The sequence below is a fragment of the Verminephrobacter aporrectodeae subsp. tuberculatae genome, assembly GCF_026127385.1.
Taxonomy (GTDB): Bacteria; Pseudomonadota; Gammaproteobacteria; order Burkholderiales; family Burkholderiaceae_C; genus Acidovorax; species Acidovorax aporrectodeae.
The window spans coordinates 693434-716516 of record NZ_QZCX01000002.1; the positions used below are offsets into that span (position 1 = coordinate 693434).

A 23083-nucleotide genomic window follows, 5' to 3' on the forward strand; every position below is an offset into this window, starting at 1 on the left:
CCCGAACGGAGGACCCTGGCCATGGAAAATCTGGACCTGATGGTGCTGCGCGCGCTGCACGCTTGGCGCGCCGCAGGGCAGCGCGCATTGCTCGCGACGGTGGTGCGCACCTGGGGCTCGTCGCCCCGGCCGGTGGGGTCGATCCTGGCGCTGTGCGAGGACGGCGCGCTGGTCGGCTCGGTCTCGGGCGGCTGCATCGAGGACGACCTGATCGCGCGCTACAGCAGCGCCCATGCCGCGCAGGCCCCGGCGGCGGGTGGCATCCCCGGCGGGCCGCCGGCGTTCCTGAAGTACGGCGTCAGCGCCGACGAGGCCCACCGCTTCGGTCTGCCCTGCGGCGGCACGCTGGAACTGCTGCTGGAATACGACCCGGATCCGCTGCGGCTCGCCGAACTGCTGGCGCTGCTCGGGTCCGGACGCCTGGTGCAGCGCAGCGTGCGCCTGGCCGACGGCGCGGTCACCCTGTCTGCCGCGCCGGCCGCGGCAGACCTGGCGCTGGATGCGCAGCAACTGAGCAACACCTTTGGGCCCGAGTACCGCATGCTGCTCATCGGCGCCGGGCAACTGACCGAGTACCTCGCGACCATGGCCCTGTTCAACGGCTTTGCCGTGACTGTCTGCGACCCGCGTGAGGAGTACCGCAGGAGCTGGAGCGTGCCCGGCGCGCGCCTGGTCAGCGGCATGCCCGACGACGTGGTGCAGTCCTTCCAACCGGACCGCCGCAGCTGCGTGGTGGCGCTCACGCACGACCCCAAGCTCGACGACCTGGCGCTGCTCGAGGCGCTCGGCAGCGACGCCTTCTACGTCGGCGGCATCGGCTCGCGGCGCAACAACGAGGCGCGCCGCGCGCGCATGATCGGGCATTTCGGTCAGACCAGTGAGGGCCTGGCGCGGCTGCGCGGCCCCATCGGCATCTACATAGCCAGCAAGACCCCGCCCGAGATCGCCGTGAGCGTGATGGCGGAAATTCTTGCGGTCAAAAACGGCGTGTGCCTGCCACGCGACGTGCAAGTGGCGCAGGCGAAGAACGAGCGCGAGCTCGCGCACAACGACCCCGGGGCGCAGGTCTGCGCAACGCGCTAGAACGCCCTGTGTCCTTGGGGCAGGGCAGGGCGGGCGGCTCCCCGTGGGCGCATCAACCGCCCTTGCGTGAACGCTTGCCGGGGTTCTTCTTGCTGCGCGTCGTGATGCCGCGCTCCAGGCTCACACGCTGGCCGCGGCCGGGGGTGCGCAGTGTTACGCCGGGCATGGGCTTCGGGGGAGGAGTGCGCTTGCGGTCTGCTTCGGTGACGATCTTGTTGCCCATGGTCATTCTCTGCGGGAGTGAAAAAATAAAACCGCCATTAGGCCACATCCGGGCCCTGTTGCACGGCCCACAAGGCTTGCATTCGTCGCTTGCAAGCAGCGATACTGCGGCCCTCACAAACTGAACAATTGGAGACGAAAAAACCATGAGCCTGCCTTTCCACCCGCTGGACCCCGACCTGTTCTCCCGTGCACAGTCGCTGCTCGACGAAGAGTGGCTGGCGCGTGACCCCGATCTGGCACCCATGCTGCCCACCGTGCTGGCGCGCAATGTGGGGCAGGACTGGCACAAGGCGGGAACGTTCCGCCACCACCTCGTGGGCGTGGCCCGCTCGCTGAGCGTCTGGCAGCAACCGCGCGACGTGCGCCTCCTGGGGCTGCTGCACAGCGTGTACGGCAATGCGTTCGTGGACCTCGTGAAGTTCGACCCGGCCAAGGAGCGGGCGCGGATGCGGGGCCTGATGGGCGAGTCCGCCGAGCATCTGGTGTACCTGTTTTGCACCCAGTCGCGCACGCAGTTCGTGCAGCGGGTGCTGGCCCACGCGCTGGAGGCCGACGGCAGCCTGGTGCTGGAGAAGGACGGCCAGCGCCACGTGCTCACGCCCTACGAGGTGGCGGTGTTCATCATCGTCAGCATGGCCGACACCATCGAGCAATGGTCCAGTTGGCAGGACGATGTCTACTCGCGCTTCCCCGACGTGCAGCAGCGCCCGCAAACCGCGCACTGGGCGGCCTCGCTGTGGCCCGGCCCCATGCGACCCACGGGGCGCATGCTGCACCAGATCAGCGCGCTGGGGCAGGCGCTGCAGCACCCGGCACTGAAGGACCTGCTGCCCATTCCGCCGGTGTTCGCGCATTGCAGCCAGAACCTGTCCGCGTCCGACGAGGCGGCCGCCAGCGCGCTGTACTGGGCGGTCGTCCAGCAGGACCAGCCCCTGGTGGACCTGGACGTGGCCACGGGCGTGCTCGAGAACGCCGTGCGCCACAACCCCTGGGTGGGCGAGTCGCAAATGACGCTGGCGCAGCTGTACCTCACGGCCGGCCGCAGGGACGAGGCCAGGGCCGCGGCGAGCAGCGCCCTGCAGCTGTTCTGCGTCTGGGGCAATTCCTGGGACAAGCGCGTGCAATGGGAGGCCTGGATCGCCTGGACGCGCATCCTGCTGCAGGGCGCCACGGTAGACGGCAGCTGGCCCGAGCGGCTGGACAAGCTGAACAACCTCGCGCTGCGCGACTGAATTCCTGCCGCGCTTCAGGCCGCAGGCTCGTCGGGCGGCAGGCCGGCCGGGATCAACTGCAGTTCGTTGTCGCGCGCAAAGTGGATGACGAAATCCCAGGCCATGGGCTCGTGCGCGCGCAGGTCGCTGTGCACGAGCACGCACTTCACGCCGTCGATGGTGGTCGGAACGCACCAGGGCGAATAGCTCAGATGGCTGCCAAGGCGGACTTCCCCCGGGCGAAAGCGGCTCATCACACCGGCCAGCCGCTCGGCCCAGTCGCTGGGGCGAAAGCTTTTCCCTTCGTGGGTGATGCCCCGAATGCAGATTGTGTGGGAGGAGGGGGAGGCCATCGGGGGTCGAGGGGGAGGGGGCGCGGTGCGCGCAGGATCACTGCCTGCCGCTAGCGCGGGCTGCGGCATTCTAACTCTTATATAAGAGTGGGCCGCCATGTTCGTGCGCAAGGAATGCAACTCCGCGCAGGCTTCATCGATCCCGCTAAAGTCCCCACCCATGCCGGCCCGCCACCACGACCCCATTGTTGCCATCGCCACCGCCCAGGGGCGCGGGGCGGTCGGCATCGTGCGGGTATCGGGCCACTCGATCGGCGCCCTGGTGCAGGCCCTGTGCGCGCGCGCGCTCAGGCCACGCGAGGCAAGCTATCTGCCGTTTCGCGACGCGCGCGGGCAGGCCATCGACCAGGGGCTGGCGCTGTACTTTCCCGGTCCGCACAGCTACACGGGCGAAGATGTGCTGGAACTGCAGGCCCATGGCGGGCCCGTGGTGCTGCAGTTGCTGCTCGCGCGCTGCCTGGAGGCCGGCGCCAGCGTGGACCCGGCAACGGGCCGGGCCTGCCTGCCCGGCCTGCGTGTGGCGCAGCCGGGCGAGTTCACCGAGCGCGCCTTTCTCAACGACAAGATCGACCTGGCCCAGGCCGAGGCGATTGCCGACCTGATCGACGCAAGCACCGAGGCCGCGGCGCGCAGCGCGAGCCGCTCGTTGAGCGGCGCCTTTTCTGCCGAGATCCACAGCCTGCGCGACGCGCTCATTCACCTGCGCACGCTGGTCGAGGCCACGCTCGATTTTCCGGAAGAAGAGATCGACTTCCTGCGCCAGGCCGACGCCCGGGGCCAGCTCTCGACATTGCAGCGCACCCTGGACTGCGTGATGCAGCGTGCGCGCCAGGGCGCGCTGCTGCGCGAGGGCATCCGGGTGGTCATCGCCGGCCAGCCGAATGCGGGCAAGAGCTCGCTGCTCAACGCGCTCGCGGGGGCCGAACTGGCCATCGTCACGCCGGTTGCGGGAACCACGCGCGACAAGGTAGAGCAGACCATACAGATCGAGGGCGTGCCCCTGCACGTCATCGACACCGCAGGCCTGCGCAGCAGCGCCGACGCGGTGGAGCGCATGGGCATCGCCCGTGCCTGGGACGAGATCGCCGCCGCCGATGCGGTGCTGTTTCTGCACGACCTGTCACGCGCGGGCGCGGCGCAATACATGGCCGACGACGCAGCCATAGAGCACGCGCTGGCGCAGAAATTGTCCCCGGCGGTTGCGGTGATCGATGTCTGGAACAAGACCGACTGCGCTCTGGCGGCGCCGGCGCCCCCGGCCGCGGGCGCTGCGCGTCCCGCCGTGCGCCTGTCCGCCCGCACCGGCGAGGGGCTGGACGGCCTGCGGCGCATCCTGCTCGAAGTGGCGGGCTGGCAATCGGCCCCCGAAGGCATTTGCATCGCCCGCGCCCGGCACGTCGAGGCCTTGCAGGCGGTATCGGCCCACCTGCACGAGGCCTCGGAGCAATTGCAGGCCCAGGACCCGGCGCTGGACCTGCTGGCCGAAGAACTGCGCTTGGCGCTGAACGCGCTGAACGCGATCACCGGAGCGTTTGGCGCGGACGAACTATTGGGCGCGATCTTCTCGCGCTTTTGCATCGGCAAGTAGGCGCGCGCGCCGGTGCCTGCCGCTGCGCCAAGTCGAGGGGGCTTAGCGCGGTGCCAGGCGGATCGCGCCATCGAGGCGAATCACCTCGCCATTGAGCATGTCGTTTTCAAAGATGTGCTGCACCAGCTTGGCGTAGTCCTGCGGCGTTCCCAGGCGGCTGGGAAAGGGGACGCTCGCAGCCAGCGCATCCTGCACTTCCTGGGGCATGCCAAAGAGCATGGGCGTGCCGAAGATTCCGGGCGCGATGGTCATGTTGCGGATGCCGTTGCGCGCCAAGTCGCGCGCGATGGGCAGCGTCATGCCAACCACGCCGCCCTTGGACGCCGAGTACGCCGCCTGGCCGATCTGGCCGTCGTAGGCGGCGACGCTGGCGGTGGAGATCAGCACGCCACGCTCGCCGGTGGGCTCGGGATCGTTCCCGCACATGGCCTGCGCGGCCAGGCGGATCATGTTGAAGCTGCCGATCAGGTTGACCGTGACGGTCTTGCGAAAGAGCTCCAGCGCATGCACGCCGCTGCGGCCCACGGTCTTTTCGGCGGGGGCAATGCCGGCACAGTTCACCAGACCCATGAGCTTGCCCATGGAAACCGCCTGCGCCACCACGGCCTGGCCGTCGGCCTCGCTGCCCACATCGCATGGCACAAAGGCAGCGCCGATTTCCCGGGCCACGGCCGCGCCCTTTTCGGCCTGCATGTCGGCAAGCACCACCTGGCCGCCCTGGGCCGCAAGCATGCGCGCCGTCCCCTCGCCCAGACCCGACGCCGCGCCGGTCACGATGAATACCTTGCCCTTGATTTCCATGTCCTGTGTCTCCAGCCGGGTGAAGTGAGCGCCGATTATGGGGGATCCCCTGCGGGCAGCCCGCGGAGCAAGAGCACAGCGGCGGAAACCCCCGGCATGCTGGTCACGGGCGCTGCGTGGGAGCGGCCCAGCACCGGAACTGCGCCAGGAGAGTAACAATTTTTTATACCCCCTTTTACATGTCGGGTATGCCTTCGCCCGATGCGAGCGGAGTAACATGAGAGACAAATATCCGCGATGAACTGAAGTTACTCCGAGCTACTGGCGCCCTCCGTCGAACCCGACGGGCAGCCAGCCGTTTCGGCCCTACCAGTCTCTGCCCAGGAGCGCAAGCCCTGCGGCAAATCAAGAGAAGGGATGGATTTCACCATGACGGAAAAGAATACGGATACGGAGACAAGCCCCCCCGTGGCCACGGCAAGCACGCCGGACGCAACCCCGGCAGCACCGCAGACCGGCGCGCAACAGGACCCGGCAGCAGACTCGCTCACCGCCCTGTGCATGGTCGCCCGGTTGCACCAAACCGCAGCCGACCCGGCCACGCTGGCCCACCAAATCGGCTTGCGGCCCAGCGAACCCGCGAGCACCGAGGACCTGCTCCGGGCGGCCAAGCACCTGGGCCTGCGCGCCAAGCGCTCGCGCACCGGCACCGACCGGCTCTCCCTGAGTCCGCTGCCCGCGCTGGCCCTGCTGCGCGGGCCGGCCGGTTCGGCGCGCACGGTCGTTCTTGCCCAGTGCGACGGGCAACGGGTGCTCTTGCAGGACCCGTCGGCGCCCGCTGCGGGCAGCCAGCCGGTGATCGAACCCCTGGAGGTCTTTGCCGCCCGCTGGACGGGCGAACTCATCCTCATCACCAGCCGCGCGAGCTTGGCCGGCGAACTGGCCAAGTTTGACTTCTCCTGGTTCATCCCCAGCCTCGTCAAGCACCGCAAACTCCTGGGCGAGGTGCTGCTGATCTCGTTCATGCTGCAACTCTTTGCGCTGGTCAGTCCGCTGTTCTTCCAGGTCGTGATGGACAAGGTGCTGGTGCACCGGGGCGTGACCACGCTGGACGTTCTGGTCATCGGCCTCGTGATCGTGGTGCTGTTCGAGAGCGTTCTGAACGCACTGCGCAGTTACGTTTTCAGCCACACGACGAACCGCATCGACGTGGAGCTCGGCGCGCGCCTGTTTCGCCACCTGGTGCAGCTGCCGCTGGCCTACTTTCAGGCGCGGCGCGTGGGCGACTCGGTGGCGCGCGTGCGCGAGTTGGAGAACATCCGCAGCTTTCTGACCGGCAACGCCCTGACCGTTGTGCTGGACGTGCTGTTCTCGGTGGTCTTCATCGCGGTGATGCTGTTCTACAGCGTCCCGCTGACGCTCATCGTGCTCGTCAGCCTGCCGCTGTACTTCGGCCTGAGCCTCGCGGTCGTGCCCCTGCTGCGCCGCCGGCTGGACCACAAATTCGCCCGCGGAGCAGAAAACCAGGCGATGCTGGTGGAGACCGTGAGCGCAATCCAGACCGTCAAGGCGGGCGCGCTCGAGCCCTCCTTCGCACGCCGCTGGGACAAGCAACTGGCCGCCTACGTCAGCGCCAGCTTCCGGACGCAGAACCTGGCCAGCTGGGCGCACGAGGGAATCAACCTGATCGGCAAACTCGTCAACGCCGCCACGCTCTGGTACGGCGCGCGCCTGGTCATGGACAACGCGCTCACCGTCGGCCAGTTCATCGCCTTCAACATGTTTGCCCAGCGCGTGGCGCAGCCCATCATGCGCATGGCGCAGCTGTGGACGGACTTCCAGCAGACCGGCATCTCCATGGCGCGGCTGGGTGACATCCTCGACACGCGCACCGAAGTGCCCCCGAGCAGCGCCGCCCAATTACCCCCGATCGAGGGCCGCATCACGCTCGACGGCGTCCACTTTCGCTACCGGCCCGAGGCCGCGCCCGTCCTGGCGGGGGTGAGCCTGGACCTGCACCCCGGAGAAATCATCGGCATCGTGGGCCGCTCGGGCTCGGGCAAGAGCACGCTCACCAAACTGATCCAGCGCCTGTACACGCCAAGCCAGGGCCGCATCCTCGTGGACGGAATCGACATCAGCCTCATCGACGCGGCCCAGCTGCGCCGCCAGGTGGGCGTGGTGCTGCAGGAGAACCTGCTGTTCAACCGCAGCGTGCGCGAGAACATCGCCATCGCCGACCCCGCGACTCCCATAGAGGCCGTGCTGCAAGCCGCCCGGCTCGCGGGAGCGCACGACTTCATCAGCGAACTGCCCGAGGGCTACGACACCCTGGTCGGCGAGCAGGGCGGCAGCCTCTCGGGTGGCCAGCGCCAGCGCATCGCGATCGCGCGTGCGCTCTTTACCAACCCGCGCATCCTCATCCTCGACGAAGCCACGAGCGCGCTCGACTACGAAAGCGAAGCCATCATCCAGCACAACATGGTCCCCATCTGCGCGGGCCGCACCGTGCTCATCATTGCCCACCGCCTGAGCGCCGTGCGGCACGCGCACCGAATCCTCGTCATGGACAAGGGCTGCATCGTGCAAACTGGCACGCACGACGCGCTGCTGCAAAGGCAGCAGGGCCTGTACGCGCACCTGTGGCGCATGCAGGACAGCCGGGCCGCGGCGCCAGCCCCCGGCGGCACCACCATCCCGCCCCGGGGACTGGCATGAACACCACTGCGCCGCGCCACCCGGCCCTGGAACTGCTGGCCCGCTACCGGGCCGTGCTGCGAACCGCATGGGCCCGGCGCGCGGAACTCGCCGGGCCGGCGCGCCTGGCCGACGAACAAGCCTTCCTGCCCGCCGCCCTGAGCCTGCAGGAAACGCCGGTGCACCCGGCGCCCCGGCGCATCGCCTACGCGCTGATGGCGCTGTTCCTGAGCGCCGTGGCGTGGACCACCTTCGGCAAGATCGACATCGTGGCCGTGGCGCCCGGGCGCATCATCGTGAGCGAGCGCACGAAGACCGTCCAACCGCTGGAGCGCAGCGTGGTGCGCCGCATCCTCGTCCAGGACGGCGACCGGGTGCAGGCCGGCCAGTCCCTCATGGAACTCGACCCCACCGACGCGCAGGCCGACCGGGCCAGCCTGCTCGAAACGCACAAGGCCGCGCAGTCCGAATGGCTGCGCACCCGCGTGCAGCAACAGATGCTGCGCGCGGGAAAGCACAGGGCCCCCGTGGACCGGGCGCTGGACGCAGCCATCCGGGAAAACGCCGCCGCAGCCGACTGGACCGACGCGGAACACGCAAGAGCCCAGGCCCAACTGGCCGCGGAATGGAACGACGTCAGCGCGCGCCTGGACCGCCTGAGCGCAGAACAGCAGCGCCGCGAGGCCGAGAGGGCCACCGTGCAGGCCATGATCGACAAGCTCGAATCCACCGTGCCCATCGCCCGCCAGCGCGAACAGGACTTCCAGACCCTGATGGCCCAGGGCTTCATGTCGGTCCACGCCCGGCAGGACCGCACCCGCGAACGCATCGAACTCGAACGCGACCTGGCAACGCAGAAGGCCCGCTTGTACGAAGCGCAAGCGGCGCTGCGCGAGGCCGAAAAAACCCGCAGCGCCTACCTCGCAGAAACCCTGCGCGCGCTGAGTGAACGCCAGGCGCAGGCGGACCTCAAGCGCCACCAGACGGGCCAGGAACTGACCAAGGCCAGACAACGCGAACAGCGCGCGACGCTCACGGCCCCGGTCAGCGGCACCGTGCAGCAACTGGCCCTGCACACCGAAGGCGGCGTGGTCACCGAGGCGCAGGCCCTGATGGTCATCGTCCCCGAAAGCGCGAGCATGAGCGCCGAGGTCACGCTGGAAAACAAGGACATCGGCTTTGTAGTTCCCGGGCAGGACGTGAGCATCAAGCTGGAGACCTTCCCGTTCACGCGCTACGGCACCGTGCCTGCGGAGGTGGAGAAAGTGACGCAAGACGCGGTGAACGACGAGAAACGCGGCGCGATCTTCCCGGCCATACTCAAACTCGGGCGCACGCATATCGACGTGGATGGAAAACCCATCCGGCTGGCGCCGGGGATGAATATCACGGCGGAGATCAAGACGGGACAGAGGCGGGTGATTGAATATTTGCTCAGTCCGATTCAGAGGGCGGGGAGTGAGAGTTTGAGGGAGCGTTGATAAGGAGAGAATCATGTTGGTTAAAATGCGCTACGTTTCGTTGTTTTTTGCTGTTTGTAGTCAAGCATATGCTCTTGACCATGCAAGCCATCCCATTCAGAAAGCTTCCGGCAGCAGGCAAATAAAATGCCCTTCGCGTGATTTTTCTGAAGGCGGCGATGCTAGCGGTGCGGCTGGTGGCGCGGGTAGCGCGGGTTGTGCCGCTGGCGCTGACGGCACAACTCCTTCGCGCCGTGATCCGCTGGCCCTCGACCTCGATGGCGACGGCATTGAAACCACCAGCACCCGCGAAGGGATGGCCATCTTGTTCGGTCATGATGCGTGCGCTCCCTTGGAAGCAAACTGCCCGGTACGTAACGGGACGGTCATCTTGTTCGATCATGATGCCGATGGCGTGAAAACCGGCACTGGCTGGGTCAAACCCGACGACGGCTGGCTGGTGCTGGACCGCAATGGCAATGGCACGATCGATTCGGGCCGCGAACTCTTTGGTGTGGACACGCTCAAGAAAAACGGTCAACGGGCCACCGACGGCTTTGACGCGCTCAAGGACCTGGACGCGAATAACGACGGAAAGATCAACTCGGCGGACAGTGTTTTTGCCAATTTGCGCATCTGGCGTGACTTGAACCAGGACGGCATCAGCCAGGCCAAGGAGTTGAGCACACTCAGCGCGAACAAAATTACCGCAATAGGCGTGAATTCAAGCGCTGGGCGAATCGACCTGGGAAATGGCAATGTGCAGACAGCAGCGGGCACCTTTACCCGGTCCAACGGTACCACGGGGGAAACCAATAGCGCAACGGCCAACCTGGACCTGCTGGTACATACCTTCTATCGGCAGTTTAGCGAGAGGATTCCACTCACCGATCAGGCCATGGCATTGCCCAATTTGCGCGGCTCAGGGCGTGTGCGTGATCTGTCTGAAGCCATCAGCCTCTCGACCGAACTCGGCAATTGGGTGCAAACCTACGCCCAACTAACCACCCGCCAAGGACAGCTCGACAAGCTCGACGGTTTCATTGAAAAATGGGCCAATACAGCCGATTTGAAACCACTCAAGGCGCAGGCAGACGCCCTATCAAGCAATGGGGTCACGTTGACCTACAAATTGGCCGGGTTGACTGCAGGCACACCAGACTACAAGGAATTCATTCGCAAGCTGGGCGTGGTCGAGCGCTTCATGGGTTTTACCTATGGGGGTGCCACCGGGCAGGCCCGGTTTACGCCATTGGATGTCAACTCGGGCACGCTCAGGGTAACGCTGGCTGCTGAGCAGATCGCCAACATTTCTTTGGCGTACGACCGATTCAAAACGGACATTTATGAATCTCTGGTTCTGATAACCCGATTGAAAGCTTACACCGATATGTTTGATTCCGAGCTCCTCGATGCAAACACGCCTTGGTTCTCCGGGCTTGAATCGACCTTTATTCAGGGCATCGCATCGAACGGTCAACAAGGAATTGTCGATCTGGTCGAGTTTGTGAGTTCTTACGGATACGGAAACTTGGCTGAACTTGGCTGGGACGCCATCGAATTTCTCATCACCCAACTTGATACCACCATCGATCCGGGAGCATTCAGCGAGGAACTGAGCAGTTGGACAGTCCGTTTCGCTGCATCCACCGAGCACAGGTTCACCGGAACCTCACGGCCGGATTTGATTGTCGCCAGTGCAGGGGATGACAATATCCGGGGTCTCGACGGCAACGATATTTTGATTGGCAAAGCAGGCAACGATGCAATAGACGGTGGAAATGGTGACGACATCGTTCTGGGCGGTTCAGGCAACGACTCTTTGTCTGGCGGTGCTGGAGATGATCGCTTGAAAGGCGGTGATGGTGACGATTGGATCCAGGGAGGCGCGGGAGCCGACACGCTCGACGGTGGCGCAGGCAACGACGTGCTCCGTGGTGGTGCGGAAAACGACACCTATCTGTTTGGCAAGGGCGACGGGCAGGACACCATCAGTTCGGGCTTCGCCGAGTTCGACGTGCTGCAGTTCAAGGTGGGTGTGGCGCCCTCGGAGATCGTGGCTACGCGCGCCGGCACGAGCTTGGTGCTGTCCATTGTGGGTACCGCAGACAAGGTGACCATCTGCGAATTCTTCCCCGGTGAGGACCCGGACAACTCCTACAACCCGATCCAGCAGGTCAGGTTTGCCGACGACACCATCTGGGGCGTCAATGCGCTCAAGGGCAGGGTCTCCGCGGGCACGGCAGCGGCCGATTACATCATCGATAGCAACGCAGGACAACGCGATCAGCGGTCAGGCCGGAGCCGATACGCTTGTTAGGCCAGCATTTTCTGAAAAAGAGAGAATCATGTTGATCATAATGCGCTATTTTTTGTTGTTTTTTGCTGTTTGCAGTCAGGCATATGCTCTCGACCATACGAGTCATTCGGTCCAGCAAGCGTCTGGCAGCAAGGAAATAAAATGTCCTTCCCGTGATTTTTATGAATTCATGAAAGTGTTTTCTGAAAGCAAGGAGGTGCAGATCAAATTTATCAAATATCCACTCAAGATCCAAGTGCTGGAGGACGCAGAACCTGAGGCAAAGCCTGTCATGCGAACATTCCGACGCGATCAGGTCTCCTTTCCTGTTATAGATAATGCAATTGAGAGAAAGCAAGAAAACCTGAGCTTGCGCATTGATTGGATCAAATCGAATCGTGCCAAATTGACCATGACGAAAGAGGATACCTGTTATGTTGTTAATTATTTCTTTGTTCTGAATTCCTGTTGGAGTTTGGTGCGTATTGAAAATTGGTCGCATTGAACTTTGAACTGCCAAGGAGAAAATCGTGCGTTTTAATGATGTGCCGAACACGGTATTGCCAGCCCAAAATGGCAGAACACCACATCTCACTGGGAGTCACGGTGGAAATCGAAAACCCGAAGAACCACATGCAATCGTACAGCATGCTCATGCTGAGTTGTTAGGTCAGCATTTTCTGGAAAGGAGAAAATCATGTTGATTAAAATGCGATACTCTTTGTTGTTTTTTGCTGTTTGTAGTCAAGCATATGCTCTCGACCATGCAAGTCATCCGGTCCAACAGGCTTCTGGCAGCCGGCAAATAAAATGTCCTTCCCGTGATTTTTCTGAATTCATAAAAGTTTTTTCTGAAAGCAAGGAAGTACAAATAAAATTTACGAAATATCCACTCAAAGAACAGTGGCTTGATTTGACCGCGATGCCTGAGCCAAAACCCGTCATGCAAAAATCTCGACGCAATCAGATCGATTTTCCTGTTATTCCTGATGAGGTCGAGAGAAAACAAAGAGATTTGATTTTGCGTATCGATGAAATAAAATCGAATCGCGCCAAATTGACTCTCACGAAAGATGACACTGATCATTTGGTAAATTACTTTTTTTCTCTGAATTCTTGTTGGAATTTGGTGCGTATTGAAGACTGGTCACTTTGAATTATTAAGGAGCAATCATGCCTTTCAATGATACAATGAACAAAATGCTTCCAAGTCAGAATGGTGTCGCGGCACACATCACTGGAAATTATGGTGAAACTCATAATCGCAAGGGGCCACATGGTGGAGTTGATTTTTAATTATAATGTTGGACAATCTGGAATCAATCTGACACATCCAACAATTCACTCTCCCATTAGTGGCACTGTAACTTTTGTTGGCGGCCAATACGGCACCATCAAGATTCGTGACGCAGATGGAAATAGTCACGAGATCCTCCATACCCAAGAACGAAATGTGAAGGTCGGGGAGAAGGTAAATGCAGGTTGTCCGATTGGCACGATGGGTGGCCGTGGTCCAGAAGGAGAGAATCAATTTAAACAGCATGTTCATTACCAGATAAAGAACCAACAAGATCGAACAATTAATCCCAAGCAGTGGTGGGATAACCGACCCAGCGGAGGTTCTGGCTCTGGTGATTCCAGGAATCCCGGCGGTGGTAGCAGCGATGCTGGCGGCGCGGCTGGTGGCACGGGTAACACAGGTTGTACCGCTGGCGCTGCTGGCACAACCCCACCGCGCCGTGATCCGCTGGTCCTCGACCTGGATGGCGACGGCATTGAAACCACCAGCACCCGCGACGGGACGATCATCTTGTTTGATCACGACGCCGATGGCGTGAAGACCGGCACTGGCTGGGTGAAACCCGACGATGGCTGGCTGGTGCTGGACCGCAATGGCAATGGCACGATCGATTCGGGCCGCGAACTCTTTGGTGTGGACACGCTCAAGAGCAACGGTGAACGGGCCACCGACGGCTTTGACGCGCTCAAGGACCTGGACGCGAATAACGACGGCAAGATCAACTCGGCAGACAGCGGTTTTGCCAATTTGCGCATCTGGCGTGATTTGAACCAGGACGGCATCAGCCAAGCCGACGAGTTGACCACACTGGACGCCAACAGCATTACTGCGATTGGCGTGAATTCAAGCGCTGTGCGGACCGACTTGGGAAATGGCAATCTGCAGACGGCAGCAGGCACCTTTACCCGGTCCAGCGGTACTACGGGAGCGACGGGGGAAACCAATAGTGCCACGGCCAACCTGGACCTGCTGGTCAATACCTTCTATCGGCAGTTCAGCGACAGGATCACACTCACCGATCAGGCCATGGCATTGCCCAATTTGCGCGGCTCAGGACGTGTGCGCGATCTGTCTGAAGCCATCAGCCTCTCGACCGAACTCGGTAATTGGGTGCAAACCTACACCCAGCAAACCACCCGCCAAGGGCAGATCGACAAGCTCGACGGTTTCATTGAGAAATGGGCCGATACAGCCGATTTGAAATCGCTCAAGGCGCAGGCAGATGCCCTCTCAAGCAATGGTGTGACGTTGACCTACAACTTGGCCGGGTTGACCGCAGGCACGCCAGACTACAACGAATTCATTCGCAAACTGGGCGTGGTCGAGCGCTTCATGGGCTTTACCTATGGGGGTGCCACCGGGCAGGCCCGGTTTACGCCATTGGATGCCAGCTCGGGCGCGCTCAGGGTAACGCTGGCCGCTGAGCAGATTGCCAACATTTCCTTGGCGTACGACCGATTCAAAACCGACATTTATGAATCCCTGGTTCTGATAACCCGATTGAAGGCTTACACCGGCATGTTTGATTCCGCGCTCGAGGCGGACACGCTTTCGTTCTCCGGGCTTGAATCGGCCTTTATTCAGAGCATCGCATCGAACAGTCAACAAGGAATTGTCGATCTGGTCGAGTTTGTGAGCTCTTACGGATACGGAAACTTGGCGGAACTCGGCTGGAACGCCGCCGAATTCCTCGCGACCCAACTCGATACCACCACCGATCTGGGAGTATTCAGCAAGGAACTGAGCAGTTGGACAGTTCGTTTCGCTGCGTCGTCCACCGACAGGCTCACCAGCACCTCACGGCCGGATTTGATTGTCGCCGGTGCAGGGGAGGACAACATCCGGGGTTTCGACGGCAACGATATGCTGATTGGCAAAGCAGGCAACGATGCAATAGACGGTGGAAATGGTGACGATATTGCTCTGGGCGGTGCAGGCAACGACACTTTGTTTGGCGGTGCGGGAGATGATCGCTTGAAAGGCGGTGATGGTATCGATTGGATCCAGGGTGGCACGGGAGCCGATACGCTTGATGGTGGCGCAGGCAATGACAGCCTCTACGGCGGGGACGGAGCCGACACGCTCGACGGAGGAACAGACAATGACCTGCTCAGCGGAGGTGCGGGCAACGACATTTATCTGTTTGGCAAGGGCGATGGACAGGACAGCATCAGTTCGGACTACGACCTGGCAGCAGACAAGCTCAATGTGCTGCAGTTCAAGGCGGGTGTGGCGCCCTCGGAGATCGTGGCGACACGCGCCGGCCTGAACTTGGTGCTGTCCATCGGGGACACCGCAGACAAGGTGAGCATTTGCGACTTCTTCTCCGGCGAGGGCCCGGCCAACGCGAACAACCCGATCCAGCAAGTCAGGTTCGCCGACGGCACCACCTGGGGCCTCAATGAGCTCAAGAACAAGGGATTCGCGGGCACGGCAGCGGCCGATTTCATCTTCGGCACCACGGCAGACGACAGCATCAGCGGTCAGGCCGGAGCCGACACGATCTACGGGCGCGATGGCAACGACACGCTCGATGGCGGCGCGGACAACGACAGCCTCTACGGCGAGAACGGAGCCGACACGCTCGACGGAGGAACAGGCAATGACGTGCTCAGCGGAGGTGCGGGCAACGACACCTATCTGTTTGGCAAGGGCGACGGGCAGGACACCATCAGTCCGGACTACGAGCAGGCGGCAGACAAACTCAACGTGCTGCAGTTCAAGGCGGGTGTGGCGCCCTCGGAGATTGCGGCTACGCGCTCCGGCTCGACCTTGATGCTGTCCATCGTGGGCACCGCAGACAAGCTGACCATCTGCGACTTCTTCTCCAGGGACGACCCGGCCAACGCCGGCAACCCGATCCAGCAAGTCAGGTTCGCCGACGGCACCACCTGGGGCCTGAATGAACTCAAGAACAAGGCCTTCGCGGGCACGGCAGCGGCCGATTACATCGTCGGTACCACTGCGGACGACAGCATCAGCGGCCAAGCGGGAGCCGACACGATCTACGGGCGCGATGGCAACGACACGCTCAATGGCGGTGCGGACAGCGACACCCTCTCCGGCGGGAACGGAGCCGACACGCTCGATGGCGGAGCAGGCAACGACACCCTGGACGGCGGCAATGGCAACGACACCTATGTTTTTGGCCGGGGCTCTGGTGTGGACAACATCACCGACTACGACAGCACCGCAGGCAATACCGATTGCCTGTCCATTGGCGCAGGCGTGAACACGAATCAGCTGTGGTTGCGCCGCGTGGATGCGGACCTGGAGGCAAGCATCATCGGCACCTCGGACAAGAGCCTGATCAACAACTGGTATGTGGGCAATGCCTACCATATCGAGCGCTTCCAGACTGCGGATGGCAAGGTGCTGCTGGACAGCCAGGTGAATGCCCTTGTGTCTGCGATGGCGGCCTTTGCACCGCCGCCCGCAGGGCAGACCACGCTGGCGGCCGATTACCAGACGGCTCTGACCCCGGTGCTGGCTGCGGGCTGGAACTGATGGGCCCTGCCTGCGCAGGCCTTGTGGCGACCGGGTGTGCGCGGGCGGGGCAATGGAATGAATTGCCTGCTGGCAAAGACGGGGAATTGAATATCTGCTCAGTCCGATCCAAGGGGCGGGGAGTGAGAGTTTGAGGGAGCGCTGATCGATGCATCTGAATCTTGGATTTTGGATTATGACAGTATCCATATCGGAGATATCCATGGAAATATCTTTTGTTCTGACGCAGGAGGCAACGGCTGGCTACCAAGGAGGACAGTAGATATTCATGATGAATTTACCGACGCAAGTTTCTGATTACTCAACCCCTTGGAGTTGCTATGCTTTTTGCTGGTATAAAAATATTTCTCCGGATTGTTTTTCTGTTTTTGATACTGCCGTTGACAATACTACTTTTATCAATACCATTTCTTAGGTTGATTAACTGGCTCAGTACTTTTGAAGATCGTGCTTTTGAATCCATGGTGGCTGAAAAATTAACTTCCGAAAAAGAGGTGAAACTTGAAGATATAATTCAGATTGGCGAGCAGGTATGCTTTCTTCCTTCATACGTGACGCCAGAGTCAGTGGATTCATATTTATCAAAGAATCAATTGGATTTCTTGAACAGCAGAATATCGGATGACATAGGTGATCATGTTTGGTGGATTGCTATTCTATCAAAAGAAGAGGTTCTCAAGACCTACAAGATGGCCGGTCACGTCAGATCGGATTTCAGAGAAGGCAGATGCGTAAGACGAAAAAATTCCATAAAACTTGTGCTTCTTGATATGGATAAATATACGCTGTACTTCGATATTCAGAAGAATATGCCATGGATGTATCCCGGTATCTCAAAATAGACTTCCCGGTCACGCTTCGGATATGGCGCCCTCGGAGATCGCGGCGACGCGCTCCGGCTCGAATGTCTTTGGCCGGGGCTCTGGTGTGGACAGGCCTTGTGGCAACCGGGCCTGCGCGGGCGGGGCAATGGAGCGAATTGCCTGCTGGCAAAGAGGGGGTAAGCGCTGCGCTCGGCCCAACCTGTCGCCGGGGTGTGGCCACGGCAGGGTACCGCGCGGCGCTTTGCCTTTTCAATACTGCTTGTAGGGCAGGAACTTGCCCGACAGGACCACTTTCACACGGTCGCCCTTGGGGTCGGCCTCGCGCGTGATGGCCATGCTCAAGTCGATGGCACTCATGATGCCGTCGCCGAACTCTTCGTGGATCAGCTCCTTGATGGTGCTGCCGTAGACGTTCACGATCTCGTACCAGCGGTAGATCAGCGGGTCGGTGGGCACGGGCGTTTGCAGCGTTCCCTTGTGGGGAACGATTTGCAGCCATTTCTGCTCCTCGTCCGTGAGGCCAAAGATCTCGCCCAGACACCGGGCCTGCTCGGCGGACGCGCTCATTTGGCCCAGGCACAGCGCGGTGGTCCATTCCTTGGACCGGCCAAGCTTGCTGGCGATGGCACTCCATTGCAGGCCCTTGGCGACCTTGGTGCTGATGATTTTTTCGGTGACGTCGTTGCGGTTCATGGGGTTTCCTTTTGCGGGCGTTGAGGGGCATCGGGCTTGCGATCAGCAGGGAAGGGGTGGCCTTGGCGCCGCTGCAACAGCGGGGCAGAAACCAGCGGCAGACCGGGCCAGGCAGTGCTGCGCAAAAAGCGCGCCTGCCGGTTTACACCGCACAATAGGCGCATGCCAAGCGCCACCGCCTCCGCCCCCAGCATCACCGCAGTCCAGCCGTCCATATGGCGCCCGCCCAGCCTCTCGGCCCGTGCCTGGCCGGTGTTCCTGCGCAACCTGCTGGTATGGCGCAAGCTGGCGTTTCCGAGCCTCGTGGGCAATATCGCCGAGCCGCTAATCTGGCTCGTCGCCTTTGGCTACGGAATGGGCGCGCTGGTGGGGCAGATCCAGATGGAGGGGCAGACGGTTCCCTACATCCTGTTCCTGGCCAGCGGCTCGGTCTGCATGAGCGCCATGAACGCGGCAAGCTTCGAGGCGCTGTATTCGGCGTTCTCGCGCATGCATGTGCAAAAGACCTGGGAGGGCATCATGAATGCCCCCATCAGCCTGGACGACGTGGTGCTCGCCGAAATGCTCTGGGCCGCGTTCAAGGCGCTGTTCACGGTCTCGGCGATTTTGTGCGTGATGCTTGCCCTGGGAATCAGCCACAGCCCCAGGCTGTTGCTCGCCTGGCCCATTTTGCTGGGCGTGGGAATCATGTTTTCGAGCATTGCCCTGATCTTCAACGCGCTCGCCAAGGGCTACGATTTCTTCACCTACTACTTCACGCTGGGGCTCACGCCCATGATGTTCCTGTCGGGCGTGTTCTTCCCGCGCGCGCAGTTGCCCCCTGTGGTGCGCGCCATCTCCGACTGGCTGCCGCTGACCCATGCGGTGGAACTGGTGCGGCCGCTGTTCATGAACCAGTGGCCCGCCGACGCACTGCGCCACGGCCTGGCGCTGGGGGGCACCACCGTGGCGGCGTTCTGGATCGCACTGGCGCTCACGCGCCGGCGCTTCAGAGCCTGAGGTGCGCATTCTGCGGCGCCGCGGCGGCGTTGTTCGTGGCGTAGAAATTGCTCGCGCGCAGGGATATGTATGACTGAGGCTTTGCGCATCGTGGTGGTGGCGCCGGATCTGGACGTTGCCGACCCGGGAGACGAGCACGCCGTGCGCTTGGCCGGGCGCTCGCGCGCGCTGCGCATCGGGCTGCTGGAGAACGGCTTCAACCTGGTGGCGACGCTGCCCGCGGATGTCTTTCTGAGCGAGCGCATCGCCCAGTTGCAGCCCGACCTGATCGTCGTGGACGCCGAAAGCGACGCGCGCGACGCGCTCGAGTACGTGGTGCTCGCCACGCGCGACGCGCGCCGCCCCATCGTGCTGTTCACGAACGACGAGGACACCTCGCACGTCAAGGACGCGGTGGCCGCGGGCGTTTGCGCCTATGTTGTCGCGGGCCTTGCGCCGCAGCGCATCCGCCCCATTCTGGACGTGGCCCTGGCGCGCTTTCGGCACGAGCAGGCTTTGCGCGCCGAACTCGCCGGGGCCCGGGCCGAACTGCGCGAGCGCAAGATCATCGAGCGCGCCAAGGGCCTGCTCATGCAGCGCCAGGGTCTGAGCGAACAGGAGGCCTACGCGAAGCTGCGCAAGGCCGCCATGGACAAGAGCCTCAGGCTCGCGGAACTGGCCCAGCGCATGCTCGATGCGCTGGACTTGCTGGACTGACGGCGCCCGCGCCCGCGTTCCCGGTGCAAAACCGGTGCGCGATGGTGCAGCGCACAAATCTGGTGCGCTGCGGCGTGCAGAGCCCGGTCCGCATTCGTCCGCGGGGATCGGGAGGCAGACGGGGCCCAGGGCTTGGGCTGCACGCGTCCCATGGCCCATGGCTTGCCCGCCCGGAATCCGCGTTGCTGGCACGCGGCTTGCACCAGCACCTGCAAGACCAATGCAGGTCGCACCACGGACAGCACCGACCCAATGGCGGGATCGCGCTTGTCCGTGTCGGAGCCCCGGGCTCCGCAATGGACAAAGGCGTCCCCGCCCGCACCCGGCTTTGCTGAGAGCAGCAACCGGGCGCGTGGTGAGGACGCCTTTCTTGTTTTTCACGCCACCAGGGACGCCCCATGACGAATAGGTTGAAAACCAGCATCGACCGCCGCACCGTGCTGCAGGCCGCCGGTATCGGCGCCGTGGGCGCGGGCCCCGCGCTGCGCGCACTCGTGCACGCGCAGGGCTCGGACGCCCCGGAGAAAAAGGAAGTGAAGATCGGCTTTATTCCGCTGACCGACTGCGCCAGCGTGGTCATGGCCTCGGTGCTGGGAATCGACAAGAAATACGGCGTGAGCATCGTCCCCACCAAGGAGGCTTCCTGGGCCGGTGTGCGCGACAAGCTCGTGAACGGCGAACTCGACTTTGCCCATGTGCTCTACGGTCTGGTCTACGGGGTGCACCTGGGCATTGCCGGACCGAAGAAGGACATGGCCGTGCTCATGGGCCTGAACCACAACGGCCAGGCGATCACGCTGTCGCGCAAGCTCGCCGAAAAGGGCGCAGTCGATGGCGCGGGCCTGGCCCGGCTGATGGCGGCCGAAAAGCGCGAGTACACCTTTGCCCAGACCTTCCCCACCGGAACGCACGCCATGTGGCTGTACTACTGGCTCGCTGCGAACGGCATCGACCCGGTGCGCGACGCCAAGGTGATCACCGTGCCCCCGCCGCAGATGGTGGCGAACATGCGCGTGGGCAATATGGACGGCTTTTGCGTGGGCGAGCCCTGGAACCACCGCGCGATCATGGACGGCATCGGCGTGACCGCCACGACCACGCAGGAGATCTGGCGCGACCATCCGGAAAAGGTGCTCGGCACCACGTCCGAATTCGTGCGCCGGAATCCGAACACGGCGCGCGCCGTGACCGCCGCCATCCTGGAGGCCAGCCGCTGGATCGACGAGGGTCTGGCGAACAAGAACCGCATGGCCGAGACGATTGCCGGCAAAGCCTATGTGAACACCGACGTGCAGGGGATCAACCAGCGCATTCTGGGCCGCTACCAGGACGGCATGGGCAAGACCTGGGACGACCCGAACCACATGAAGTTCTTCAACGCCGGCGCGGTGAACTTCCCGTACCTGTCGGACGGCATGTGGTTTCTCACGCAGCACAAGCGCTGGGGCCTGCTGAAGGAGCACCCCGACTACGCCGCAGTCGCCCGGGCGGTGAACCGCATCGACGTCTACAAGCAGGCGGCAGCGGCGTCCAAGACACCGCTGCCCAAGAGCGAAATGCGCAGCCAAAAGCTGATCGACGGTGTGCTCTGGGACGGCAAGGACCCCGCCCGGTACGCCGACAGTTTCAAGATCAGGGCCTGAACTTCCTGACCGACCCGCGAACAGGAGAACACCATGGTCAGTGCCGTGTTTCACGCCCCGCCCGATTCCGCCCCGGCGCGCAATGCCATGCCGCATGCAGCCGACGCTGCGGGCGCGGCCCGTGCCGCAAGCCCGGCGCCGCCAACGGCAAATCCCCCGGCCGCACGCCAGGCGGTCCGGACCCTGTCGCAGGGCTTCTGGCTCTGCGTGCTGCCGCCGCTGTGCGGCCTGGGGCTGCTCGTGGGCGTGTGGGCGCTGGTGTCCGCGAGCAGCGGCATTCCGGGCCCCCGGGAAACCTGGACGCAGGCGCTGAAGGTGTTCGCCGACCCCTTCTACCGCAACGGCCCGAACGACCAGGGCCTGGGCTGGAACCTGCTGATGTCGTTGCAGCGCGTGGCCATCGGCTTTGGCATGGCGGCGCTGGTGGGCATTCCGGCGGGCTTCGTGATCGGGCGCTTCGACTTTCTGGGGCGCATGTTCAACCCGCTCATCAGCCTGCTGCGCCCGGTGTCCCCGCTGGCCTGGCTGCCGCTGGGTCTGCTGGTCTTCAAGGGCGCCAACCCGGCCGCCATCTGGACCATTTTCATCTGCTCCATCTGGCCCATGATCATCAACACCGCCGTGGGCGTGCAGCGCGTTCCGCAGGACTACATGAACGTGGCCCGCGTGCTGAATCTGTCCGAATGGAAGATCGCCACCCGGATCCTGCTGCCCGCCGTCCTGCCCTACATGCTCACCGGCGTGCGCCTGGCCGTGGGCACCGCCTGGCTCGTGATCGTCGCGGCCGAGATGCTCACTGGCGGCGTGGGCATAGGCTTTTGGGTGTGGGACGAGTGGAACAACCTGAACGTGAAGAACATCCTCATTGCCATCTTCGTGATCGGCGCCGTCGGGATGGTGCTCGAATACGCGCTCATCCGGCTCGCCAGCGCGTTCACGTTCGAGGAGGTCAGGGCATGAACGCCGGCAATCGGTTCATTGAAGTCCAGGGCGTGGAACAAAGCTTCAAGACGGCCAAGGGCCTGTTCCCCGCGCTGCGCGGGATCGATCTGGCGATTGCCCGCGGCGAGTTCGTCGCGCTCATCGGCCACTCGGGCTGCGGCAAGTCCAGCCTGCTGAACCTGATTGCCGGGCTGGCCACGCCCACGCGCGGCGTCCTGCTGTGCGCGAACAAGGAGATCCGGGGCCCCGGGCCGGAGCGCGCGGTGGTCTTTCAGAACCACTCGCTGCTGCCCTGGCTGAGCTGCTTTGACAATGTGTACTTGGCCGTGGAGCGCGTTTTTGGCGCCAAGGAAGACCGGGCCCGGCTCAGGCAGCGCACAGCCGACGCTCTGGCGCTGGTCGGCCTGGCGCACGCGGGGCAAAAGCGCCCCGGCGAAATCTCCGGTGGAATGAAGCAGCGCGTGGGAATCGCGCGCGCGCTGTCCATGGAGCCGCAGGTGTTGCTCATGGACGAGCCCTTCGGCGCACTCGACGCGCTGACCCGCGCCAGGCTGCAGGACGAACTGCTGGAAATCGTTGCGCGCACGCAGAGCACCGTGGTCATGGTCACGCACGACGTGGACGAGGCCGTGCTGCTCGCCGACCGGATCGTGATGCTGAGCAATGGGCCGGCCGCAACCATTGGCGAGATCCTGTGCGTGGACCTGCCCCGCCCGCGCCTGCGCGTGGAACTGGCCGAGGACCCGCGCTACCTGCGCTGCCGCAAGGCGGTGATCGACTTTCTGTACACGCGCCAGGCGCATGTGGAGCGGGTGGACTGAG

19 protein-coding genes are annotated in these 23083 nt (G+C 62.9%); 15 read left to right on the forward strand and 4 right to left on the reverse strand.

Going from position 1 to position 23083, the window contains the following annotated elements; translation table 11 throughout:
* Nucleotides 1–21 precede the first annotated feature (21 nt).
* A complete protein-coding gene (locus D5041_RS11140; protein WP_265284744.1) occupies nucleotides 22–1083 on the forward strand; it encodes an XdhC family protein in 1062 nt (353 codons plus the stop codon).
* A gap of 52 nt (nucleotides 1084–1135) precedes the next feature.
* Here D5041_RS11140 and D5041_RS11145 read toward each other — a convergent pair whose 3' ends face one another.
* Nucleotides 1136–1306 carry a hypothetical protein gene (locus D5041_RS11145; RefSeq protein ID WP_010108182.1) on the reverse strand — a complete coding sequence of 57 codons (171 nt, stop codon included), beginning with the start codon at nucleotides 1304–1306 and terminating at the stop codon, nucleotides 1136–1138.
* A 145-nt stretch (nucleotides 1307–1451) separates the two neighbouring features.
* On the opposite strand from D5041_RS11145, the gene D5041_RS11150 reads away from it, so the two are divergent.
* Nucleotides 1452–2540, forward strand: a complete 1089-nt coding sequence (locus tag D5041_RS11150; protein ID WP_010108184.1) for a DUF6817 domain-containing protein — start codon at nucleotides 1452–1454, stop codon at nucleotides 2538–2540.
* Nucleotides 2541–2554: 14 nt separating this feature from the next.
* Here the strand turns inward: D5041_RS11150 and D5041_RS11155 are convergent, their stop codons facing one another.
* Nucleotides 2555–2872, reverse strand: coding sequence for a DUF3579 domain-containing protein (locus tag D5041_RS11155; protein ID WP_010108186.1), 318 nt, complete (start codon nucleotides 2870–2872; stop codon nucleotides 2555–2557).
* 160 nt (nucleotides 2873–3032) lie between these two features.
* Between D5041_RS11155 and mnmE the strand changes: the two genes are divergently transcribed.
* Nucleotides 3033–4460 (forward strand): tRNA uridine-5-carboxymethylaminomethyl(34) synthesis GTPase MnmE, encoded by a 1428-nt coding sequence (mnmE, locus tag D5041_RS11160; RefSeq protein WP_265284745.1) that lies wholly within the window; start codon nucleotides 3033–3035, stop codon nucleotides 4458–4460.
* A gap of 42 nt (nucleotides 4461–4502) precedes the next feature.
* On the opposite strand, the gene D5041_RS11165 is transcribed toward mnmE, so the two are convergent.
* On the reverse strand, nucleotides 4503–5261 hold the full coding sequence (locus D5041_RS11165; protein ID WP_010108190.1) for a 3-hydroxyacyl-CoA dehydrogenase: 759 nt from the start codon (nucleotides 5259–5261) through the stop codon (nucleotides 4503–4505).
* 369 nt (nucleotides 5262–5630) lie between these two features.
* On the opposite strand from D5041_RS11165, the gene D5041_RS11170 reads away from it, so the two are divergent.
* The 7 genes from D5041_RS11170 to D5041_RS11210 all read left to right on the forward strand — a co-directional run bounded on the left by D5041_RS11170 (nucleotide 5631) and on the right by D5041_RS11210 (nucleotide 17306).
* Nucleotides 5631–7919 (forward strand): type I secretion system permease/ATPase, encoded by a 2289-nt coding sequence (locus tag D5041_RS11170; RefSeq protein ID WP_265284746.1) that lies wholly within the window; start codon nucleotides 5631–5633, stop codon nucleotides 7917–7919.
* Nucleotides 7916–9379 carry an HlyD family type I secretion periplasmic adaptor subunit gene (locus D5041_RS11175; protein WP_265284747.1) on the forward strand — a complete coding sequence of 488 codons (1464 nt, stop codon included), beginning with the start codon at nucleotides 7916–7918 and terminating at the stop codon, nucleotides 9377–9379. Before D5041_RS11170 ends, D5041_RS11175 begins: the two co-directional genes overlap by 4 nt.
* 13 nt (nucleotides 9380–9392) lie before the next feature.
* Entirely contained in the window at nucleotides 9393–11678 is a 2286-nt protein-coding gene (locus D5041_RS22005) for a calcium-binding protein (protein ID WP_321162171.1), read from the forward strand.
* Between the two features lie 28 nt (nucleotides 11679–11706).
* Nucleotides 11707–12162 carry a hypothetical protein gene (locus tag D5041_RS11190; protein ID WP_265284748.1) on the forward strand — a complete coding sequence of 152 codons (456 nt, stop codon included), beginning with the start codon at nucleotides 11707–11709 and terminating at the stop codon, nucleotides 12160–12162.
* Between the two features lie 192 nt (nucleotides 12163–12354).
* Nucleotides 12355–12813, forward strand: coding sequence for a hypothetical protein (locus tag D5041_RS11195; protein ID WP_265284749.1), 459 nt, complete (start codon nucleotides 12355–12357; stop codon nucleotides 12811–12813).
* Nucleotides 12814–12933: 120 nt separating this feature from the next.
* Complete coding sequence (locus D5041_RS11205) at nucleotides 12934–16464, forward strand: SPM autocatalytic domain-containing protein (RefSeq protein WP_498063235.1); 3531 nt, start codon at nucleotides 12934–12936, stop codon at nucleotides 16462–16464.
* Nucleotides 16465–16784: 320 nt separating this feature from the next.
* The gene (locus D5041_RS11210; protein WP_265257310.1) at nucleotides 16785–17306 is read left to right on the forward strand and encodes a hypothetical protein; all 522 of its coding nucleotides are present in this window, start codon (nucleotides 16785–16787) and stop codon (nucleotides 17304–17306) included.
* Nucleotides 17307–17537: 231 nt separating this feature from the next.
* On the opposite strand, the gene cynS is transcribed toward D5041_RS11210, so the two are convergent.
* Nucleotides 17538–17981: a cyanase gene (cynS, locus tag D5041_RS11215; protein ID WP_010105806.1), complete on the reverse strand. Its 444-nt coding sequence runs from the start codon at nucleotides 17979–17981 to the stop codon at nucleotides 17538–17540.
* Between the two features lie 162 nt (nucleotides 17982–18143).
* Here cynS and D5041_RS11220 point away from each other — a divergent pair, with 162 nt between their 5' ends.
* The 5 genes from D5041_RS11220 (at nucleotide 18144) to D5041_RS11240 (ending at nucleotide 23082) form a co-directional block, all read left to right on the forward strand.
* Complete coding sequence (locus D5041_RS11220) at nucleotides 18144–18980, forward strand: ABC transporter permease (RefSeq protein ID WP_265284752.1); 837 nt, start codon at nucleotides 18144–18146, stop codon at nucleotides 18978–18980.
* Nucleotides 18981–19049: 69 nt separating this feature from the next.
* The gene (locus tag D5041_RS11225) at nucleotides 19050–19676 is read left to right on the forward strand and encodes an ANTAR domain-containing response regulator (protein WP_010105810.1); all 627 of its coding nucleotides are present in this window, start codon (nucleotides 19050–19052) and stop codon (nucleotides 19674–19676) included.
* A 398-nt stretch (nucleotides 19677–20074) separates the two neighbouring features.
* The gene (locus D5041_RS11230; RefSeq protein WP_265284753.1) at nucleotides 20075–21319 is read left to right on the forward strand and encodes a CmpA/NrtA family ABC transporter substrate-binding protein; all 1245 of its coding nucleotides are present in this window, start codon (nucleotides 20075–20077) and stop codon (nucleotides 21317–21319) included.
* 33 nt (nucleotides 21320–21352) lie between these two features.
* Nucleotides 21353–22279, forward strand: a complete 927-nt coding sequence (gene ntrB / locus D5041_RS11235) for a nitrate ABC transporter permease (RefSeq protein WP_265257307.1) — start codon at nucleotides 21353–21355, stop codon at nucleotides 22277–22279.
* Nucleotides 22276–23082, forward strand: coding sequence for an ABC transporter ATP-binding protein (locus D5041_RS11240; protein WP_010105816.1), 807 nt, complete (start codon nucleotides 22276–22278; stop codon nucleotides 23080–23082). Before ntrB ends, D5041_RS11240 begins: the two co-directional genes overlap by 4 nt.
* Nucleotide 23083 lies beyond the last annotated feature (1 nt).

Excerpts from the sequence above, each read along its gene's own strand:
- D5041_RS11190 (WP_265284748.1), top strand. The coding sequence starts at position 11,707 with ATGTTGATCATAATGCGCTATTTTTTGTTGTTTTTTGCTGTTTGCAGT.
- D5041_RS11140 (WP_265284744.1), top strand. The coding sequence starts at position 22 with ATGGAAAATCTGGACCTGATGGTGCTGCGCGCGCTGCACGCTTGGCGC.
- D5041_RS11150 (WP_010108184.1), top strand. The coding sequence starts at position 1,452 with ATGAGCCTGCCTTTCCACCCGCTGGACCCCGACCTGTTCTCCCGTGCA.
- D5041_RS11210 (WP_265257310.1), top strand. The coding sequence starts at position 16,785 with ATGCTTTTTGCTGGTATAAAAATATTTCTCCGGATTGTTTTTCTGTTT.
- cynS (WP_010105806.1), bottom strand. The coding sequence starts at position 17,981 with ATGAACCGCAACGACGTCACCGAAAAAATCATCAGCACCAAGGTCGCC.
- D5041_RS11205 (WP_498063235.1), top strand. The coding sequence starts at position 12,934 with ATGGTGGAGTTGATTTTTAATTATAATGTTGGACAATCTGGAATCAAT.
- D5041_RS11170 (WP_265284746.1), top strand. The coding sequence starts at position 5,631 with ATGACGGAAAAGAATACGGATACGGAGACAAGCCCCCCCGTGGCCACG.
- D5041_RS11195 (WP_265284749.1), top strand. The coding sequence starts at position 12,355 with ATGTTGATTAAAATGCGATACTCTTTGTTGTTTTTTGCTGTTTGTAGT.
- ntrB (WP_265257307.1), top strand. The coding sequence starts at position 21,353 with ATGGTCAGTGCCGTGTTTCACGCCCCGCCCGATTCCGCCCCGGCGCGC.
- D5041_RS11165 (WP_010108190.1), bottom strand. The coding sequence starts at position 5,261 with ATGGAAATCAAGGGCAAGGTATTCATCGTGACCGGCGCGGCGTCGGGT.
- mnmE (WP_265284745.1), top strand. The coding sequence starts at position 3,033 with ATGCCGGCCCGCCACCACGACCCCATTGTTGCCATCGCCACCGCCCAG.
- D5041_RS22005 (WP_321162171.1), top strand. The coding sequence starts at position 9,393 with ATGTTGGTTAAAATGCGCTACGTTTCGTTGTTTTTTGCTGTTTGTAGT.
- D5041_RS11175 (WP_265284747.1), top strand. The coding sequence starts at position 7,916 with ATGAACACCACTGCGCCGCGCCACCCGGCCCTGGAACTGCTGGCCCGC.
- D5041_RS11230 (WP_265284753.1), top strand. The coding sequence starts at position 20,075 with ATGACGAATAGGTTGAAAACCAGCATCGACCGCCGCACCGTGCTGCAG.
- D5041_RS11225 (WP_010105810.1), top strand. The coding sequence starts at position 19,050 with ATGACTGAGGCTTTGCGCATCGTGGTGGTGGCGCCGGATCTGGACGTT.
- D5041_RS11155 (WP_010108186.1), bottom strand. The coding sequence starts at position 2,872 with ATGGCCTCCCCCTCCTCCCACACAATCTGCATTCGGGGCATCACCCAC.
- D5041_RS11240 (WP_010105816.1), top strand. The coding sequence starts at position 22,276 with ATGAACGCCGGCAATCGGTTCATTGAAGTCCAGGGCGTGGAACAAAGC.
- D5041_RS11220 (WP_265284752.1), top strand. The coding sequence starts at position 18,144 with ATGCCAAGCGCCACCGCCTCCGCCCCCAGCATCACCGCAGTCCAGCCG.
- D5041_RS11145 (WP_010108182.1), bottom strand. The coding sequence starts at position 1,306 with ATGGGCAACAAGATCGTCACCGAAGCAGACCGCAAGCGCACTCCTCCC.